The organism is Nocardia spumae (genome assembly GCF_020733635.1).
Taxonomy (GTDB): Bacteria; Actinomycetota; Actinomycetes; order Mycobacteriales; family Mycobacteriaceae; genus Nocardia; species Nocardia spumae.
Window position 1 is genome coordinate 2,345,767 of sequence record NZ_JAJFZL010000001.1, and the last position, 18,839, is coordinate 2,364,605.

17 protein-coding genes and 1 riboswitch are annotated in these 18,839 nt (G+C 68.2%); of the genes, 9 read left to right on the forward strand and 8 right to left on the reverse strand.

Features of this window, described 5'->3' with window-relative positions; genetic code table 11:
* Together LKD76_RS10130 and metE are read right to left on the reverse strand one after the other, a co-directional pair.
* The gene (locus LKD76_RS10130) at positions 1-1,413 is read right to left on the reverse strand and encodes a short-chain fatty acyl-CoA regulator family protein (RefSeq protein WP_227985180.1); all 1,413 of its coding nucleotides are present in this window, start codon (positions 1,411-1,413) and stop codon (positions 1-3) included.
* Positions 1,414-1,683: 270 nt separating this feature from the next.
* The gene (metE, locus tag LKD76_RS10135; protein ID WP_227980778.1) at positions 1,684-3,954 is read right to left on the reverse strand and encodes a 5-methyltetrahydropteroyltriglutamate--homocysteine S-methyltransferase; all 2,271 of its coding nucleotides are present in this window, start codon (positions 3,952-3,954) and stop codon (positions 1,684-1,686) included.
* 130 nt (positions 3,955-4,084) lie between these two features.
* Positions 4,085-4,301, reverse strand: a riboswitch (cobalamin riboswitch).
* Between the two features lie 226 nt (positions 4,302-4,527).
* Here metE and LKD76_RS10140 point away from each other — a divergent pair.
* Positions 4,528-7,932, forward strand: a complete 3,405-nt coding sequence (locus tag LKD76_RS10140) for a pyruvate carboxylase (protein ID WP_227980779.1) — start codon at positions 4,528-4,530, stop codon at positions 7,930-7,932.
* Between the two features lie 7 nt (positions 7,933-7,939).
* Positions 7,940-8,497: a 16S rRNA (guanine(966)-N(2))-methyltransferase RsmD gene (rsmD, locus tag LKD76_RS10145; protein WP_227980780.1), complete on the forward strand. Its 558-nt coding sequence runs from the start codon at positions 7,940-7,942 to the stop codon at positions 8,495-8,497.
* Between the two features lie 24 nt (positions 8,498-8,521).
* Here rsmD and coaD read toward each other — a convergent pair whose 3' ends face one another.
* From coaD to LKD76_RS10160, 3 genes are all read right to left on the reverse strand, one after another.
* Positions 8,522-9,013, reverse strand: a complete 492-nt coding sequence (coaD, locus tag LKD76_RS10150) for a pantetheine-phosphate adenylyltransferase (RefSeq protein WP_227980781.1) — start codon at positions 9,011-9,013, stop codon at positions 8,522-8,524.
* A gap of 60 nt (positions 9,014-9,073) precedes the next feature.
* Positions 9,074-10,084, reverse strand: a complete 1,011-nt coding sequence (locus tag LKD76_RS10155; protein ID WP_227980782.1) for a type IV toxin-antitoxin system AbiEi family antitoxin — start codon at positions 10,082-10,084, stop codon at positions 9,074-9,076.
* 295 nt (positions 10,085-10,379) lie between these two features.
* Positions 10,380-10,925: a GtrA family protein gene (locus tag LKD76_RS10160; RefSeq protein ID WP_227980783.1), complete on the reverse strand. Its 546-nt coding sequence runs from the start codon at positions 10,923-10,925 to the stop codon at positions 10,380-10,382.
* 252 nt (positions 10,926-11,177) lie between these two features.
* Between LKD76_RS10160 and LKD76_RS10165 the strand changes: the two genes are divergently transcribed.
* The 7 genes from LKD76_RS10165 to LKD76_RS10195 all read left to right on the forward strand — a co-directional run bounded on the left by LKD76_RS10165 (position 11,178) and on the right by LKD76_RS10195 (position 16,222).
* Positions 11,178-11,924, forward strand: coding sequence for a DivIVA domain-containing protein (locus tag LKD76_RS10165; protein ID WP_227980784.1), 747 nt, complete (start codon positions 11,178-11,180; stop codon positions 11,922-11,924).
* 156 nt (positions 11,925-12,080) lie between these two features.
* The gene (locus LKD76_RS10170) at positions 12,081-12,740 is read left to right on the forward strand and encodes a YceD family protein (protein ID WP_227985181.1); all 660 of its coding nucleotides are present in this window, start codon (positions 12,081-12,083) and stop codon (positions 12,738-12,740) included.
* 2 nt (positions 12,741-12,742) lie between these two features.
* Complete coding sequence (rpmF, locus tag LKD76_RS10175; RefSeq protein WP_030513024.1) at positions 12,743-12,925, forward strand: 50S ribosomal protein L32; 183 nt, start codon at positions 12,743-12,745, stop codon at positions 12,923-12,925.
* A gap of 23 nt (positions 12,926-12,948) precedes the next feature.
* Positions 12,949-13,704: a ribonuclease III gene (rnc, locus tag LKD76_RS10180; RefSeq protein WP_227980785.1), complete on the forward strand. Its 756-nt coding sequence runs from the start codon at positions 12,949-12,951 to the stop codon at positions 13,702-13,704.
* Complete coding sequence (mutM, locus tag LKD76_RS10185; RefSeq protein ID WP_227980786.1) at positions 13,704-14,564, forward strand: bifunctional DNA-formamidopyrimidine glycosylase/DNA-(apurinic or apyrimidinic site) lyase; 861 nt, start codon at positions 13,704-13,706, stop codon at positions 14,562-14,564. Before rnc ends, mutM begins: the two co-directional genes overlap by 1 nt.
* A 57-nt stretch (positions 14,565-14,621) precedes the next feature.
* Positions 14,622-15,206, forward strand: coding sequence for a dihydrofolate reductase family protein (locus LKD76_RS10190; protein WP_227980788.1), 585 nt, complete (start codon positions 14,622-14,624; stop codon positions 15,204-15,206).
* Positions 15,203-16,222 carry a PHP domain-containing protein gene (locus LKD76_RS10195; RefSeq protein WP_227980789.1) on the forward strand — a complete coding sequence of 340 codons (1,020 nt, stop codon included), beginning with the start codon at positions 15,203-15,205 and terminating at the stop codon, positions 16,220-16,222. Before LKD76_RS10190 ends, LKD76_RS10195 begins: the two co-directional genes overlap by 4 nt.
* A 12-nt stretch (positions 16,223-16,234) precedes the next feature.
* Here LKD76_RS10195 and LKD76_RS10200 read toward each other — a convergent pair whose 3' ends face one another.
* From LKD76_RS10200 to LKD76_RS10210, 3 genes are read right to left on the reverse strand one after another with little or no spacing between them, the layout of a single operon-like run.
* Positions 16,235-16,687 carry a DUF350 domain-containing protein gene (locus tag LKD76_RS10200; protein ID WP_227980790.1) on the reverse strand — a complete coding sequence of 151 codons (453 nt, stop codon included), beginning with the start codon at positions 16,685-16,687 and terminating at the stop codon, positions 16,235-16,237.
* A 36-nt stretch (positions 16,688-16,723) separates the two neighbouring features.
* On the reverse strand, positions 16,724-17,890 hold the full coding sequence (locus LKD76_RS10205; RefSeq protein WP_227980791.1) for a glutathionylspermidine synthase family protein: 1,167 nt from the start codon (positions 17,888-17,890) through the stop codon (positions 16,724-16,726).
* On the reverse strand, positions 17,891-18,838 hold the full coding sequence (locus tag LKD76_RS10210) for a hypothetical protein (RefSeq protein ID WP_227980792.1): 948 nt from the start codon (positions 18,836-18,838) through the stop codon (positions 17,891-17,893).
* Position 18,839: the final 1 nt, after the last annotated feature.

Here is an 18,839-nt window from a genome sequence, read left to right on the forward strand (position 1 = left end):
CTACCGGGTCGAGGGCGGATACGGCAGATCGACGCTGGTGTTCTCGGTGACCGCCAGCGGCCGGCCGATCTGCGGGAAGGCCCGTTGCGGGCAGGCGGGGCGTTCGCACACCTTGCATCCCGCCCCGATCGGCACCGCGGCCGCGGGCTCGTCGAGCTGCAGGCCCTGGGAGTACACCAGCCGGTCGGCGTATTCGATATCGCAACCGAGGCCGACCGCGAATTCCTTGGGGGCCGTGCCGAATCCGTGCTGCCCCGGATGGGTGGTGCGGGCGATCCACAGATAGCGCCGGCCGTCCGGCATCGCGGCGACCTGGGTGAGGATGCGACCGGGATGGGAGAACGCCTCGTGCACCACCCAGAGCGGACAGCTGCCGCCCACCCGGGAGAAATGGAATGCGGTGGCGGACTGGCGTTTGGAGATGTTGCCCGCGCGGTCGGTACGGACGAAGAAGAACGGCACCCCGCGTTGCCCCTGCCGCTGCAGGGTGCTGAGCCGATGGCAGACCGTCTCGAATCCGACCTCGAACCGCAGGGACAACAGGTCGATGTCGTAGGACAGTTCCTCGGCCGAGCGCAGGAACTTTCCGTAGGGCAGCACGACGGCGCCCGCGAAATAGTTGGCCAATCCGACCCGGGCGAGCGCGCGCGATTCGCCGACCAGCGAGGGGGTGGCGGCGAGCACCTCGTCGAGCAGTTCACCGTGCAGGAGAAATGCGAGCGTGGTGGCGATCTGGAAGGCTCGCTGGCCCGGGCGCAGGCGGCGAGCGAGGGTGAGCGTGCGGGTCTCGGGGTCGTATCGGCGTTTCGGAATAGCCGGATCGGCGCCGTCGCCGCGCACGAGCACGGTCACTCCAGCCCGTTCCTCGGCGACGCGCGCCAATTGACGATCGACCGAGCCGATGGCCAGCCCGCACTCCTCGAACAGTCGCTCGGCGGCCAGATCCAGTTGTGGAATGTGATTGTGGTGGTCGTAGAAGAAGTCGCGGACGTCCTCGTAGGGCATCGGCACACCGGGTGCCCCGGCCGGTGTGGCGACCTTCGACGACAGCAGATCGAGTTGGTCGGTGGTGGCGCGCAGCCGCCGATGCATGGCGACGATGGTCTTGGCGACCTCTGGCAGACGGGTGGCGAGATCCTCGACTTCCGCGGCGGGTGGCGCCGTCCCGCCGGCCGCCTCCACCAGCACCTCGTGCAGATCCGAGACCAGCCGGGCGTCGGAATCGGCGGCGAAGAACTGGACGTCCAGATCGAAGGTCGAATTCAGTTTGAGCAGAACGGGAATCGTCAGGGGGCGCTGGTCGCGTTCGAGCTGATTGAGATAGCTGGCAGAAAGCTCCAACGACTTCGCCAGGGCGGCCTGTGTCATCCGTCGTTCTTCGCGCAACCGCCGTAACCGGGCACCCGCATACATCTTGCGCACGCCGCAGATGGTACCCACCAACCTTCGCAATCATTGCAATTTCGGTGGTAGTGGCACAGAAAGATCGGCTGTTGCAAGGTGTTTTGACCACCGGGTCGACTGCGTAGCGTGCGAAGTATGGCATGTCCGGAATGCCGGTTCCGGCCCTGAGGGTACCGCCGGATATCGTCCGCGCTATCAGCTGGCATACGGGCCCGGCGGCGCTGCTGATTCGAAGCCGGCAGCCGGTCGGCGACCCGCGGGCCGCCGACCGGTCGATGCTCAGCGGACCAGCTGGGCCGCCTTCACCATGTTGCGCAGTGACGCCTCCACCTCGGCGGGGCCCCGGGTCTTGAGCCCGCAGTCCGGGTTGACCCACAGCCGTTCGGCGGGAACGGCTTTCATCGCCTCGCGCAATGAGGTCTCGATCTCCCCGACGCTCGGAACCCGCGGCGAATGGATGTCGTAGACACCCGGCCCGATACCCAGGGCATAGCCCACGGCATTGAGGTCGTCGAGGATCTCCATATGCGAGCGCGCCGCCTCCACGGATGTGACGTCGGCGTCCAGCGCGGCGATCGCGCCGATGATCTCGCCGAATTCGGAGTAGCACAGATGGGTGTGGATCTGGGTGTCGTCGCGCACCCCGCTGGTCGCCAGCCGGAAGGCGCCCACCGCCCAGTCGAGGTAACGCTGCTGGTCGGCGCGCCGCAACGGCAGCAACTCGCGCAGCGCGGGCTCATCGACCTGGACGACACGGATGCCGGCCGACTCGAGATCGACGGTCTCGTCGCGGATGGCCAGCGCCACCTGCCGCGCGGTGTCGGCCAGCGGCTGGTCGTCGCGCACGAACGACCACGCCAGGATGGTGACCGGGCCCGTCAGCATGCCCTTGACCGGCTTCGCGGTCAGTGACTGGGCGTAGGTGATCCAGTCGACGGTCATCGGCGCGGTCCGCACCACGTCGCCGTACAGGATCGGCGGCCGCACGCAGCGGGTGCCGTAGGACTGGACCCACCCGTTGTGTGTCGCGGCGAAACCGTCGAGCTGTTCGGCGAAGTACTGCACCATGTCGTTGCGCTCGGGCTCACCGTGCACCAGCACGTCGAGACCCAGACCCTCCTGCAGCGCGATGACATCGGCGATCTCGGCGCGCATCCGGTCCCGATACTGCGTGTCGGTGATCTCCCCGGCGCGCAGCGCGGCCCGGGCGGTGCGGATCGCGGTGGTCTGCGGATAGGAACCGATGGTGGTGGTCGGCAGCAGCGGCAGGCGCAGATGTTCGCGTTGCAGTTCGCGGCGCCGATCCGCCGGCGCCCGCCCGGTGTGCCCGTCGTCGAGCCCGGCCAGGCGGGTACGGACGGCCTCGATACGCAGGCGCGGATCCGAGCGCCTGCTCTTGATCGCGGTGCGCGCCGCGGCGAGCTCCGCGGCCACGGATTCGGTGCCGTCGCCGATCGCCCGGGCCAGTACCCGCACCTCGGCGAGCTTCTCGGCGCCGAAGGCCAGCCACGATCGCAGGACCGGATCCAGATCCGGTTCGGCGGCCAGCGAATACGGCACGTGCAGCAGCGAACTCGATGTCGACACCGCCAGCGTGCCGACCGAACCGAGCAGGGTGCCCAGCTCGCTCAGCGCCGCCTCCAGATCGGTACGCCAGATGTTGCGGCCGTCCACGACCCCGGCGACGACGAGTTTGTCCGCCAGGGCCGGCAGTGCCGCGACCTCGGAAACCGTGGCGCCGGAACGGAAGTCGAGCGATACGCCCTCGACATCGGTGGCCGCCAGCGCGCCCAGCGCCGGGCCGGGCGAGCCGAAGTAGGTGGCCACCAGGATCTTCGGGCGATCGGCGCCCGCGGCGAGCTCGGTATAGGTGGTGCGCACCGTCTCCACCTCGGCCTCGGTCAGATCGCGCACCACGGCCGGCTCGTCGATCTGCACCCAGGTGGCGCCGGCCTCGGCCAGTTGTCCCAGCAGATCGCGGTAGAGCGGAATCAGCTCACCCAGCCGATCCGATGGCGCGACCCCGTCGACACCCTTGGACAGCGCCAGGAAGGTCAGCGGGCCGACCACCACCGGCCGCGCGGTCACGCCCAGTTCGCGGGCCTCGGCCAGTTCGGCGAGCAGTTTCGACGGATCGAGTGCGAACCGGGTGTCCGGCCCGATCTCGGGAACCAGGTAGTGGTAGTTGGTGTCGAACCATTTGGTCATCTCCAGCGGTTCGATCCCGTCGGCGCCGCGGGCGGCGGCGAAGTAGCGATCGATCGGATCGGCGATGCCCGCGACCCGCGGGGGCAGCGCACCCAGCAGGACCGCGGTATCGAGGATCTGGTCGTAGTGGGAGAAGGTGCCCACCGGCACGGAATCGAGTCCGGCGTCCTGGGCGCCGACGAGGCCCTGCGCCCGCAGCGTGCGGCCGGCCTCGGCGAGTTCGGCGGCGTCGATGCGGCCGGCCCAATAGCTTTCGACAGCGCGTTTGAGCTCGCGCCGCGGCCCGATGCGCGGCAAGCCCAGAACTGTTGCGGTGAAGTGTTCGTTGTCTGTGACGGTCACGGTGTTCTCCAGTACTGGAAGTCACGGGACACCGCCGCAAGGACGGACGGAGCCCACACACCGAGCCGAACCGAGGTCCGGCCTTCCGGGTCCGTCCGCCCGATCCACGAGGCGGTGACCGCCGGATACGGCGTATCCGGCACAACCGGCAGGTCTTCGGACTCACAGGCATCGGTCGAGGGACCGGTCCGGAGAGGGGCCCCGGATTGCACCTACTGGCCGTCGCTTCCCGGAAGAATCCAGTGCTCATGACGGCGGTCGTTCCTGTTCACCGCTGCGGGACAGTCCCGGATTCTCACCGGGTTCCCTCTCACCGGTCCGCGAGGACCGGTTTCGACGCTGCGCGCGACGCTCGGGGCTCCAACTCGTCGACGGCAGCGAACCAGCTGCGCCGTCAACAGTAATCCACCGCGGTCGACGAGTGGTAAGGCGGCCGTCGCGGAACCGGTCGAATGACCGATTGTTTCCGCTGGAACACCAGGAGTTCGCCGCCTCCCCGGTTCGGTTTGTGAGGATCGACCCGATGCCGTATTCGCTGTCCGGAGCCGCTCAGGGGCCAGGTACCTTTATCGAATGTTCTCCAAAGTGCTGGTCGCCAACCGCGGGGAAATCGCCATTCGCGCCTTCCGTGCCGCCTACGAACTCGGCATCGGGACCGTGGCGGTTTTTCCTTACGAGGACCGCAACTCGGTACATCGCCTGAAGGCCGACGAGTCGTACCAGATCGGGGTCCCCGGTCACCCGGTACGGGCTTACCTGTCGATCCCGGAAATCGTGAACGCGGCGAAGTCGGCCGGTGCCGACGCCGTCTACCCGGGTTACGGATTCCTGTCGGAGAATCCGGATCTGGCCGCAGCGTGCGCCGCCGAGGGCATCACCTTCATCGGGCCGTCGGCGGAAGTGCTCGAACTGACCGGTAACAAGGCGCGGGCGATCGCGGCGGCCAAGGCCGCCGGGCTGCCGGTGCTCAACTCCAGCGCACCCTCGGCGAATGTGGAGGAGTTGCTGGCGGCCTCGGAGTCGATGGATTTCCCGGTCTTCGTCAAGGCGGTCGCCGGTGGCGGCGGTCGCGGTATGCGCCGGGTCGCGGACCGGGTCCAGTTGCGCGAATCCATCGAGGCCGCGATGCGCGAGGCCGAATCGGCCTTCGGCGACGCGACGGTCTTCCTCGAGCAGGCGGTGATCAATCCGCGCCATATCGAGGTGCAGATCCTCGCTGATCAGCACGGCAACGTCATGCATCTGTTCGAGCGCGACTGTTCGCTGCAGCGCCGTCACCAGAAGGTGATCGAGCTCGCGCCCGCGCCGAACCTGGATCCCGCACTGCGCGAACGCATATGCGCGGACGCGGTCGCCTTCGCCCGGCAGATCGGCTACTCCTGCGCGGGCACCGTGGAGTTCCTGCTCGACGAGCGCGGACATCACGTGTTCATCGAGATGAATCCGCGCATCCAGGTCGAGCACACGGTGACCGAGGAGATCACCGATGTCGACCTGGTGCAGTCGCAGTTGCGCATCGCCGCCGGGGAGACCCTGACGGATCTGGGCCTGAGCCAGGACGGCATCTCGATTCACGGTGCTGCGCTGCAGTGCCGGATCACCACCGAGGACCCCGCCAACGGATTCCGCCCCGACACCGGCCGCATCACCGCCTACCGCAGCCCGGGCGGCGGTGGCATCCGGCTCGACGGCGGTGCGAACCTCGGCGCCGAGGTGGGCGCCCACTTCGATTCCATGCTGGTGAAGCTCACCTGCCGCGGCCGTGATTTCGGCCAGGCGGTGGCGCGTGCCCGCCGGGCGGTGGCGGAGTTCCGCATTCGCGGCGTGGCCACCAACATTCCGTTCCTGCAGGCCGTGCTCGACGATCCGGACTTCCGGGCTGGACGCATCACCACCTCGTTCATCGACGAGCGACCCGAACTGCTGACCCAGCGCGGTTCGGCCGACCGCGGTACCCGCATCCTGCGCTATCTGGCGGACGTGACGGTCAACAAGCCGCACGGAGAGCGGCCGACGGCGGTGTACCCGCACGACAAGCTGCCCGCCATCGATCTGAGCGCCCCGCCGCCGGACGGCACCCGGCAGCGGCTGCTGACCCTGGGGCCGGAGGGTTTCGCCCGGTGGATGCGCGAGCGCGACGCGGTCGGCGTCACCGACACCACCTTCCGTGACGCGCACCAGTCGCTGCTGGCCACCCGCGTGCGCACGCGTGGGCTGCTGCAGGTGGCCGGCCACGTGGCGCGGATGACGCCGGAGTTGCTGTCGGTGGAGTGCTGGGGTGGCGCCACCTACGACGTGGCATTGCGGTTCCTGTACGAGGATCCGTGGGAGCGGCTGGCCGCCCTGCGGGAGGCGATCCCGAACATCTGTCTGCAGATGCTGCTGCGCGGCCGCAACACCGTCGGCTACACGCCGTATCCGGAACAGGTGACACGGGCGTTCGTCCAGGAGGCGACCGATACCGGTATCGACATCTTCCGGATCTTCGACGCGCTCAACAACGTCGACCAGATGCGGCCGGCGATCGACGCGGTGCGCGAGACCGGTACCGCCATCGCCGAAGTGGCGATGAGCTACACCGGGGACCTGGCGAATCCGGACGAGAACCTCTACACCCTCGACTACTACCTGAAACTGGCCGAGCAGATCGTCGAGGCCGGCGCCCATGTCATCGGGATCAAGGACATGGCCGGGCTGCTGCGCGCACCCGCCGCCCACACTCTGGTCACGGCCCTGCGCAGCAACTTCGATCTGCCGGTGCACGTGCACACCCACGACACTCCGGGCGGTCAGCTCGCGACCTATCTCGCGGCATGGCAGGCCGGTGCGGACGCGGTCGACGGTGCGAGCGCGCCGATGGCGGGCACGACCAGCCAGCCCGCCCTGTCGGCGATCGTGGCCGCGGCGGCGCATTCGCCCCACGACACCGGGTTGAATCTGGACGCGGTATGCGATCTGGAGCCGTACTGGGAGGCGCTGCGAAAGGTGTACGCGCCGTTCGAATCCGGACTGCCGGGCCCGACCGGCCGGGTCTACCACCACGAGATTCCGGGTGGCCAGCTGTCGAATCTGCGCCAGCAGGCCATCGCGCTCGGCCTGGGTGACCGGTTCGAGGAGGTCGAGGCGAAATACGCTGCCGCCGACCGGCTCCTGGGCCGGCTGGTGAAGGTGACACCGTCGTCGAAGGTGGTCGGCGATCTGGCGCTGTCGCTGGTAGGTTCCGGTGTCGATGTGGAGGCTTTCGCCGCCGAGCCGGCTCGCTACGACATCCCGGATTCGGTGATCGGTTTCCTGCGTGGGGAACTCGGCACTCCGGCCGGCGGCTGGCCCGAACCGTTCCGTACCCGGGCGCTCGAGGGCCGCGGTCCGGCCAAGCCGGAAGTCGCGCTCACCGGGGAGGATTCGGCCGCCCTGGCGGGCACCTCGCAGCAGCGGCGGGAAACCCTGAACCGCTTGCTGTTCCCGGCGCCGACGGCCGAATTCCTCGCGCACCGGGAGAAATACGGTGACACCACCGGCCTGTCGGCGAACCAGTTCTTCTACGGCCTGCGCCATGGCGAGGAGCATCGGGTCGAGCTGGAGAAGGGCGTCACCCTGCTGATCGGCCTGGAGGCGATCTCCGAACCGGACGAGCGCGGGATGCGCACGGTGATGTGCATCCTGAACGGGCAATTGCGTCCGGTGCTGGTGCGCGACCGCTCCATCGCCAGTGACGTCCCGGTGGCGGAGAAGGCCGACAAGAACAACGCCGGGCATATCGCGGCGCCGTTCGCGGGTGTGGTGACACTGACCGTCGGAGAGGGCGCCACGGTGGCCGCCGGCGATACGGTCGGAACGATCGAGGCCATGAAGATGGAGGCCGCCATCACCGCACCGCGCGGTGGTGTCGTGGCCCGGGTCGCCATCAGTCCCGTACAGCAGGTGGAGGGTGGCGATCTGCTCGTCGAGCTGCGATTGAACGAGGCATCCGCCGAGTGAGCCGGCGATGACGAGGATTGTCGCGGGTTCGGCCGGTGGGCGGCGGTTACGCGTCCCACCGGCCGGTACCCGGCCCACCTCGGATCGGGTGCGCGAAGCACTGTTCAATCTGCTGGGCGCCCGGCTGGATTTCGACGGGATGCGCGTGCTCGACCTGTACGCGGGTTCGGGCGCGCTCGGACTGGAAGCGTTGTCGCGTGGCGCCTCTCACGCCCTGCTGGTCGAATCCGACCGCAAGGCCGCGGCGGTGATCCGGGGCAATATCGCCGATCTCGGACTGCCGGGCGCCGAATTGCGCCCGGGCACAGTCGCTTCGGTACTGGCGAGCGCACCGGCGGAATCGTATGACCTGGTGCTGTCCGACCCGCCCTATGCCGTGACCGATGTCGCGGTCGAGGCCGACCTGTCGGCCCTGGCAGCCAACGGCTGGCTCGCTCCGGACGCGTTGATCGTCGTCGAGCGATCGGCCCGTTCGCCGGAAACCGCGTGGCCCGCGAAGTATTCGGCGCTGAAGTCACGCCGGTACGGGGAGACCCGTATCGACCTCGCCGAATATCACGGCTGACCGCGCAGCCGCGAGACCCGGGCCCTATTGCGCCGTGCGGCGTTCGGCGATGCGAGCGAGCAGCCGCTTGTGGACCGCGGCGGGGAGCATGTCGGCGACATCGCCACCGAAGCTCGCGACTTCTTTGATCAGGGAGCTGGACAGGAAGCTGTGGGCCGGGTTGCTGGCCAGGAAGTAGGTGTCGACGCCCGACAGCTTCTTGTTCATTTGCGCCATCTGCAGCTCGTAGCCGAAGTCGGTGGCATCGCGCAGACCCTTCACGATCGCGGTGATGCCCTGTTCACGGGCGAAGTCGACCGTCAGTCCGTACCAGGATTCGATACGCACGGTGGGCAGCGCCGAGGTCGCTTCGCGCAACAGCTCGATGCGTTCGTCGACGCTGAACATGCCCTGTTTGTTCTTGTTGATGCTCACGGTCACGACGACCTCGTCGAATTGCGCGGCCGCCCGCGAAATGACGTCGATATGTCCGTTGTGGACCGGGTCGAACGATCCCGGGCACAGTGCTCCAGCCATGCAGCGACGCTAACAGGTGCGCGGCTGCCGATGACCGGTGGGAGTGGTGACCGGGCGGTGTCACAGTGCCCGCAGAAAAAGCGACTTCGGCGGGGGAAGTGGAGTGGGCCGGACGAATCCGCGTGCGGGATCCTCTCGGGTACGGGCCACGGCGGTGTGCAGGCGCGCGGCCACCGTGCCGGCGCTGAGCTCGCGCCAGGTCGTGCGAACGAGGTGGAACCCGTAGCGGCGCAACGTCGCGTCGCACGGTGCGCCGACGGTGCGATCGGCGGCGGGCGCCGCGCGGTCGGCGGGGTCGGCGAGGGTGAGCAGTACCCCGGTCCGGCCCAGGTGGATATCGGCCGAGCCCAGCACGCGGCCGTCGTGGCCACAGACGACGCCGCCCGCCGCGGCGGGCGGGAAGCCGAGGTGTCGCAAAAGCACGCGCGCCCGGGAATGGGAAACCCCACGGCTGCCCGCGTCCAGAAATCCGATCACGCGCCGCGCGGCGTGCACCCCGCGCCGCCCGCGCGCGGCCTCCAGTTCGTGCGCGAGATCCGCTGCGCTGATGCCGAAGTCGCGGCTCAACGCGTCGCCGACGACCACCGCCGGTTCGAATGCGAGAGTGCGGGCCAGGTCGACGACGGTGCGCGCCGGACTGGTCACCACCAGTCCGTGCACCTCGGCCACGAGTTCGACCGGTGCGCAATGCACCTGGAGTTCGGCCTTGATCCGGCCGCCGTAGCGACGATCGCGGGTGACATGCACCCGGTCGAGCAGGGCCGGCACCATCGGCGCGCCGAGTACCACCGCCGCCGATTGATGGCTGACCACCGCGCCGGCCGCCATCTCCGGCAGCAGTGCCGCCACCTTCAGCCGATGCCGCGCCACCGCGTCCAGCTCGGCCACCACCGCGGATTCCGCATAGGCCCCGCGCCGCACCCGCCGCCAGGTTCCGCCCGCACAGCGCCGTCGTATCTCGTCGTCGCTGATGCCGACCGACACCACATCGCGGCGCCGGTGCAGTCCCGCGGCGGCGGGTGTCATGTGCCGCGCGAGACCGGCTGTACCGCGGGCGCTTTCGGCGATCACTGCGCTTCCGGGTCGCGGTGCGGACGGATGTGGCGGTGATCGGGGAGCGGACGACACGCCACAGCGGCTCGCGCCCGCGGATTTCGCAGAGGTGGGGTGGTGCGCGGCCCGCGCAGACCGTTACGCCACGACCTGGGGTTTCCCGGACACTGATGCATTGCCGAACCTCCCACGATGAGAACTAGCAACGACGTTTGCTGAGTTAGGACGTGGGGTATTCGGCCTCGGTTCCTTGCACAAATGACCAGGTTCTATCCGCACCCCGTGCAGGAGAGTGGCGGTCGGTGCCGACAGGTCAGAACACCCACCAGCGCAGGGTGACGAAGCGCATCGCGCCCACCGCTGCGGTGATCCCGATCACCGCGATGGCCTCGGTGACATCGTCGAGTCCCGGTGCCAGGACATCGAGGACGGCCAGCGCGCCGGATGTGATGGCCAGGCCCGCCAGCGCCAGTCCGCCGCCCTCGAGCTGGGCGGCCAGCCAGCCGACGCGGTTCGCGGCGTGGAAGGTGAGGCGGCGGTGCAGTTCGTTGGCCAGGGCGGTGCTGACGATCGATCCGGTCAGATTGGCGATCTGTGGACCACCGCTGTAGCAGGCCAGGAACAACAGGAAATATCCGATATTGCTGAAGCCGCCGACCAGTGCGAACCGCATGAGCTGCGGCAACCAGTGGTCTCCCCGTAGATACTGCGCGAAGCGCGCGGCAAGGCGTCGGATCCGTGGCGGCGCCTGCGGCGGTTCCGGAGTTTCGGCCAGCAACTCGCTGTGGGCGAGGGATACACCAGGGCCGGGCTGTGGGCCCACCCACATACCCGGGGGTGCCGGATAAAGGACAACCATTGTCGTTCCGATCGCACAGTGCCGGACGCCGAGCTGACGACGGTTCCGGCTGGTCTACCGCTCGGTAGAAAGATAGCACCAAGCGGAGAGAATTCCTCCACTTGATTGATGTGGCATGGGAAACACCCCTCCGACACACCGATGGTGATCTGGGCAGACACGCGGAATACGGGCAGACTGGGCGAAGGCATAACAGGCCGTCGCGGCTCCTCGTGGCCGCGAGGAGTTCGGCAGGAGAGTGGGGTCAGCAGGATGTACCGCGTATTCGAGGCACTCGACGAACTGGTCGCGATCGTCGAAGAGGCACGAGGTATCCCGCCCACTCGCAATTGCATCGTCCCCCGTGGCGACGTGCTGGAGCTGCTCGATGATGTGCGTGAGGCGCTGCCCGGGGAACTGGACGACGCGCAGGACGTGCTCGATCACCGCGACAAGATCGTCACCGATGCCCGCGACTCGGCCGAGGCGACCGTCGCCGGTGCCAACGATCAGGCCGAACGGACCGTCGGCGGCGCGCGCGAGGAGGCCGACCGGTTGCTGGCCGATGCCAAGGCGCACGCCGATCGCATGGTCGCCGAGGCTCGTGCGCATGCCGACCACCTGGTCGCGACCGCGCAGGCCGAGGCCGAGCGGATCGTCACCGACGGCAAGGCCGAATACGAGGCGGTCACCGGCCGGGCCCGCACCGAATCGGAGCGAATGATCGCGGCGGGCCAGGCCTCCTACGACCGTTCGGTCGCCGAGGGGCAGGCTGAACAGGATCGCCTCGTCGCCCAGACCGAAGTGGTGCGGGCCGCGCACGGGGAGTCCGCGCGGCTGATCGATTCCGCGCAGACCGAGGCCGATCGGCTGCGCGCCGAGTGCGACCAGTATGTCGACTCCCAGCTGGCCGACTTCGAGGAAACGCTGCACTCCACATTGCGCACGGTCGGGCGGGGCCGCCAGCAGCTGCGTTCCGGTACGGGCGTTCCGGATTACGCGTCCGAATTCCGGCGCTGATCGGTGACGGCTGTCACCGTCGAGCGGCGCATGCGCCGCCTCGGCCCGGCGGGAGCGATGTCCGGCGGTCCGCGTCGGCGGGATTTGGGGCGATAGCCGCAGTTCGCGTACTGTGGGGTGGTTGCCCAAACCCCCCGAAACGTGAGTGAGATTCCGATGCCCGCCGAATCCGGTTCCGGTTCGCGTCGTCGCAAGACGGACGCGGATTTCGTGCTGGACACGCGCAGCCTGGGGCGTGCCCCGGGTTCGATGCGGCAGTTGCATCGCGTCGTCACCGCGTCCGAGCGGATCGGCCTGGACCTGATCGCGATTCCGGCCGGGGCCGAGATCGATCTCGATCTGACCCTGCAGTCGGTCTCGGAAGGTGTGCTGGTCACCGGGACGGTGTCGGCGCCGGTCGAGGGGGAGTGCTCGCGCTGCCTGGAGTCGTTCACCGATGAGCTGGACCTCCACATCACCGAGCTGTTCGCCTATCCCGACAGCGCGACCGAGCAGACCACCGAGGAAGACGAGATCCATCGGCTCGTCGACGACATGATCGATATCGAGCCGGTGGTCACCGACGCGGTCGGCCTGGAACTGCCGCTGCAACCGCTGTGCGAACCCGACTGTGCCGGTCTGTGCCCGGAATGTGGGGTGCGGATGGCGATTGCGGGTCCGGATCACACGCATGAGATACTGGACCCTCGCTGGGCGGGACTTGCGAAATTCGCGAGCGAAACCCCCGGCGCCGGCGTCACTGACGCCCCATCAGACGTAGACCGATCTCTTGCGAGCCGCCATGGCTCGGCAAGTTCGACGACAGAGGAGAAGTAGTCGTGGCCGTTCCGAAGCGCCGGATGTCTCGTGCCAACACCCACTCGCGGCGCAGCCAGTGGAAGGCCACCGCGCCGACCCTGATCACCTGCCCGAACCGGGCCTGCGGTCAGAAGACCCTCCCGCACATCGCGTGCCCGAACTGCGGCACCTACAAGGGCCGCCAGGTCACCTCGGCCATCTGATCCGCTGATCGGGTAACCGCGAAGTGACTGCCGGTAAGGACGATACGGACGCACTCGCAGCGGGCGATGCCGCCGACCACGCCAGCCTGCTCGAAGCGCTGGGCGTGGAGGTGCGTCCGGATCTGCTCCGGCTCGCGCTCACTCACCGCTCGTACGCGTACGAGAACGGTGGTCTGCCGACCAACGAACGCCTGGAATTCCTGGGCGATTCGGTGCTCGGCCTGAGTATTACCGAGCGCCTGTACCTCGAGCATCCGGACAAATCCGAGGGCGAACTCGCCAAACTGCGTGCCAGCGTGGTGAATATGCACGCGCTGGCCGAGGTGGCGCGCGCCCTCGGTGAGGGCGGCCTCGGTCGCCATCTGCTGCTCGGGAAGGGTGAGGAGCTCACCGGCGGACGAGACAAGGCGAGCATCCTCGCCGACGGGATGGAGTCGCTGCTGGGCGCGGTCCATCTGCAACACGGCATCGAAGTCGCCCGCGAAGTGGTGTTGCGGCTGTTCGCCGAGTTGCTCGAGCGCGGCCCGCGGATGGGCGCCGGGCTCGACTGGAAGACCAGTCTGCAGGAGCTCACCGCCGAACGCGGTATCGGCGTGCCCAGTTACGAGATCACCTCGACCGGTCCCGATCACGACAAGGAATTCACCGCCACCGCGGTGATCGGTGGTCAGGCCTACGGCCAGGGCGTCGGCCGGTCGAAGAAGGAAGCCGAACAGAAGGCCGCCGGTGCCGCCTGGCAGGCGCTCACCGCCGACGGTTCCGCTCGAGTCGGGGATTGATGCCCGAACTGCCCGAGGTCGAGGTGGTGCGGCGTGGACTCGCGGAGCACGTCGTCGGCCATATCGTGGAATCGGTACTGGTCAAACATCCGCGGTCGGTGCGTCGTCACGATCTCGGCGGTGATGATCTCGCCGCTCGGATCACCGGTCTGCGCGTGCGATCCGCGTGCCGGCGGGGCAAATTCCTGTGGCTGACCTTCGACGAACCCGATACCGCGCTGGTGGTTCATCTCGGGATGAGCGGGCAGATGCTGGTCCAGCCCGCCGACGCACCACTGGAGAAGCACGCGCACATCGTCGCGGGGCTCGACGACGGCGCGCAGCTGCGATTCGTCGATCAGCGCACCTTCGGCGGCTGGGCGCTCAATCGCCTGGTGACCGTGGACGGCGACGAGCTGCCGGAATCGGTTGCCCACATCGCTCGCGACCCACTCGATCCCCGCTTCGACACCGAGGCCGTGGTGGCCCGGATCCGAGCCAAGTCGACCGAGATCAAGCGAATCCTGCTGGATCAGACGGTGGTTTCGGGGATCGGCAACATCTATGCCGACGAGGCCCTGTGGCGGGCCGGTATCCACGGCGAACGTATCGCCGCCACCCTGACCAGGCCCGCCCTGCGACAGGTGCTCGCGGATGTGCGGATCGTGATGGGCGAGGCCCTGGACGCCGGCGGGACCTCCTTCGACGCGCTGTATGTGAACGTCAACGGCAACTCCGGCTACTTCGAGCGGTCACTCGCCGCCTACGGTCGTGAGGACCGGCCGTGCCGCCGTTGCGGAGCGCCGATCCGCCGTGAGAAGTTCATGAACCGCTCCTCCTACTCCTGCCCTCGATGCCAGCCGAAGCCCCGGCGACGGTGATCCGCACGCGCTAACGTTTGCAGTGTGTCCGACACGCTTCGTACGAAGGGAGGACGGATGCGCAAGCTCACCTACTACGTGGCCTCGACCATCGACGGCTATATCGCCACCGAGGACGGTTCGGTCGACTTCTTTCCCGTCGGTGGGGACCACGGGCCCGCCATCACGACGCAGTACCCCGAAACCCTGCCGACGAAGGTGCGCGAATCGCTCGGCATCGACAGTCCGGGGGAGAGTTTCGACACCGTGATCATGGGGCGCAGAACCTACGACTTCGGCGTGCGCACCGGAACGTCGAGCCCGTATTCGCATCTGCGGCAATTCGTCGTCTCGACCACCCTGCCCGACGCGCCCGATCCGGATGTCGAGCTGATCTCCGCCGACCCGCTCGCCCGGGTGCGGAGTATGCAGCGGGACAAGGGGCCGGGCATGTGGCTGTGCGGCGGCGGGGAACTGGCCTACACGTTGCTGCCGGCCATCGACCAGATCTTCCTCAAGCTGTATCCGATCGTCCTGGGTGGCGGCCGGCCGCTGTTCGGCCGGGGCCGGGGACTGCCGGAGCCGTCGCTGTTCCGGGTGCTCACCAGCCGGGTGTTCGACGACGGGGTGGCCTTCGTCAAGTACAGCCGGATCCGCCGGTGACAGCCCCGGATCCGGCGGCCGCCCTGCGCGAGATCGCGTTCTGGATGGAACGTGAACGCGCGCAGACACATCGGGTCAAGGCCTACCGCCGGGCCGCGGATACGGTGGCGGGTCTGTCCGATGCCGAATACGAGCGCCGCCGGGAATCCGGTGCATGGCAGGAACTTCCGGGGATCGGGCCGAAGACCGCCGCGGTGATCGCGCAGGCCTGCGCCGGTGACGTGCCCGAGCGGCTGGCGCAATTGCGTTCGGCCGCACAGCTGATCGCCCCGGCGGGCGCCGCCCTGCGGACCCGGCTGCGCGGCGATCTGCACACCCACTCCGAATGGTCCGACGGAGGCAGTCCGATCGAGGAGATGATGCGCACCGCGATGGCGCTGGGCCACGAATACTGCGCGCTGACCGACCATTCGCCGCGCCTGCGGGTGGCCAACGGATTGTCCGCGCCGCGACTGCGCGACCAGCTCGAGGTCGTCGCCGAACTCAACGCCCGGCTGGCCCCGTTCCGGATCCTCACCGGTATCGAGGTCGACATCCTCGACGACGGCACCCTCGATCAGGAAGCCGAACTCCTCGAACAGCTGGATCTCGTTGTCGCGAGCGTGCATTCGAATCTGCGCGCCGACTCCGAGACCATGACGAAGCGGATGGTGTACGCGGTCGCGAATCCGAATGTCGATGTCCTCGGGCACTGCACCGGGCGGCTGGTCGCCGGTGAACGCGGACTGCGGCCGGAATCGTCGTTCGACGCCGAGGTGGTCTTCGAGGCGTGCCGCCGCTACGACACCGCGGTGGAGATCAACAGTCGCCCCGAGCGGCGCGATCCACCCGGGCGCCTGATCCGCCTCGCGGCGGAGATGGGTTGCCTGTTCAGCATCGACACCGATGCGCACGCACCCGGGCAGCTGGACTGGCAGGGCTACGGATGTGAGCGCGCGATCGCCAACGATGTCGCCGCGGAACGGGTCGTCAACACCTGGACGCTCGACGATCTGCTGGAGTTCACCGGCCGGTGAGCGACGGCCCGGTCAGAGAATCGCGAACGCGACGACCAGCCCGATCGCCAGATGCGCGGCGGCCACCAGCAGCGACTGGATCTGGTAGGTGGGCGATTTGAGCAGGTCACCGATATGCAGGCCGACCAGCCATTCCAGCAGCCGGATGGAGATCACCTGGGCGAGGATTCCCACCAGCCCGTAGATCCCGGTGCCGATCAGGCCCTCGGCGAGCCGGCCGCCCGAGGAGTAGATCGCCAGCACCACGATCAGCGCCATGCTCACCATGCCCGCGGAGGCGATGACGACCGCGTTCGGATTGCCGGCCGCGACCATCTTGCGCAGCGGGCCGGGGGTGCTGCTGTCGATGGCCTGGAATCCGATCAGCATCAGAGCCAGCCCCAGCACCGCGTACAGCGCGATCGCGCCGACGCCGTGACCGATGGAGCTCCAATACCCTGATTCCAGCGCGAGGGTGGACGACACAGATTCCTCCGGAGATGTTGAGCGAGTCGCTGAATGCTACGTGGTCGGGATGCGGTGCGGGACGAAGGTCGCGCCGTCGTCGGTGATCAGGCCGGGCGATTCGCGGATGCCGAGTCCCGCCGACGTGTCGCCGACGATCCACGCGCCCAGCACCGGGCGCAGACCGTCGAATTCGGGGAGGGGATCGAGGAGCTGGTAGACGAACCCCTCCTCGCCGTACACCCCGCCGGTGGAGGTTTCCATCCCGGCGCCGACGATCGTCATATTGGCGCCTTCACGGCCCAGCTTCGGCTTGCGAATGTATTCGGTGAGCTCGTGCGGATCGTCGAGGTAGGCGGGCAGCAGATTCGGGTGCCCCGGATACATCTCCCACAGCACCGCCAGCAGCGCCTTGTTGGAAAGCAATGTCTTCCACAGGGGTTCGACCCATGCGGTCTCGGGGATCGAATCGACCACACGCTTACCGAAATCGTCGTCGAGGGCCCACTCCCACGGATACAGCTTGAAGATCGATCCGATCGGCGCTTCCGCCAGATCGACGAAACGCTCCAGCTCGGTATCGAATCCGATCTCCTCGATCGGCAGGGCGATGGTGTCGAAACCGGCTTCCGCCGCCGTCTCCTGCATGTAGGCGGTGGTGACATTGTCCTCACCCGAACCGTCGGCCGAGGACCAGGTGAAGTGGAGCTGATTGGTCGGCAGCTGATCGAGCAGCTCACCCCAGCGTTCGACCAGCTTCTCGTGCAACGAATTCCACTGGTCGTCGCCCGGATAGACGTCGGTCAGCCAGTGCCACTGCACAATCGCCGCCTCCAGCAGTGAGGTCGGCGTATCGGCGTTGTACTCCAGCAGTTTCGCCGGCCCGCGACCGTCGTAGCGCAGATCGAACCGGCCGTAGACGAAGGGGTCGCTACGCTGCCACGACTTCTTGATCGGCTCCCAGCTCCAGTCGGGCAGGCCGAAATCGGCGAACCGCTCGGTGAGCACGATCTGTTCCACCGCGTGCAGGCACATCGAATGCAGGACCTCGACCTGTGCTTCCAGCGCCAGGATCTCGTCGAGGTCGAATTCGTAGTGCACCGACTCGTCCCAATACGGTCGCGAGGCACCGTTGGCGTCGCGTCCGGGCGAACCGAATACCAGCCCCTGATCGGCGATGATCTGCTGCCAGCCGGCACGTTGCGAGTTGCGCATCCGGCGCATCTAGGACCCTCCACTGGTGGAACCGGACTTACTGCCGAGGCCGCCGCGCACGACGGTCCCGCTCTTGGTGCTGACGGTGGCCTTCTTCGGCGCCACCGTGCTGCCGCCCACGGGCGGACGGCCGACCGTGTTGTTGCCGCCGTAGTAGTAGCGGTATTGATGGCCGTTGTAGAAGAAGATGCCGGGGCTGTGATAGCCGCCGCCGTAATATCCGCCGCCGGTACCGGCGTACGACTGGGCGCGGACACAGTCGTCGTCCGAGACGACCTGCTGCTGGCCGTTGTCGTCGGTGATGCAGTAGGCGGTCACATTCGGCTTGTGTACCGCCTGATACGCCAGATACCCGGCACCGACCACCGCGGCCACACCGGCGACGGCGACTCCGCCGATGAGCACCCGCCGGCGGGTGCGCTTCTTGTTCTCCGCGGCCTCGGCGGCGGCCCGCTCGGCCTCTTCGGCGCGCTTACGAGCCTTGTCCCGGGCGCGTGATTCGGCCACCGTCGGCGGGCGCGGCTGGGTGACGCCGGCCTCCTGGCGCTGCATACTGCCGCGCATCCGCCGCGGCGCCTCGGATTCCCCTGCGGCGCCGGTGGTTTCACCGGGGCCGGGTACGAGGCCGCCGGTGAGGTCGGCGCCGGGCGCCGGCAACGGCGGGATGCCCGTCAGGTCGGGCATGCCCGGAAGGGTCGGCGGCGCCGGTGCGGCCGGATTCGGCAGGGTCGGCGCGGGCTCGCCGAATCGTACGGTCGGCTCCGCACCCGATTCCGGGCCGCCGGGACCGGACGGGGGCGGCGTGAATCGGACCGTCGGATCCGAGGCGCCGATACCTCGTGCCTCGCCTCCGGAGTCCTCCGAGTTGCTGCTGTTGTGGTCCCCCGCGGGCGGTGTGGCGCCGGAATCGTGCGAATCCCGATCCTCGCGCTCGCCGCCCGGCTCATGTGTTGCCAAC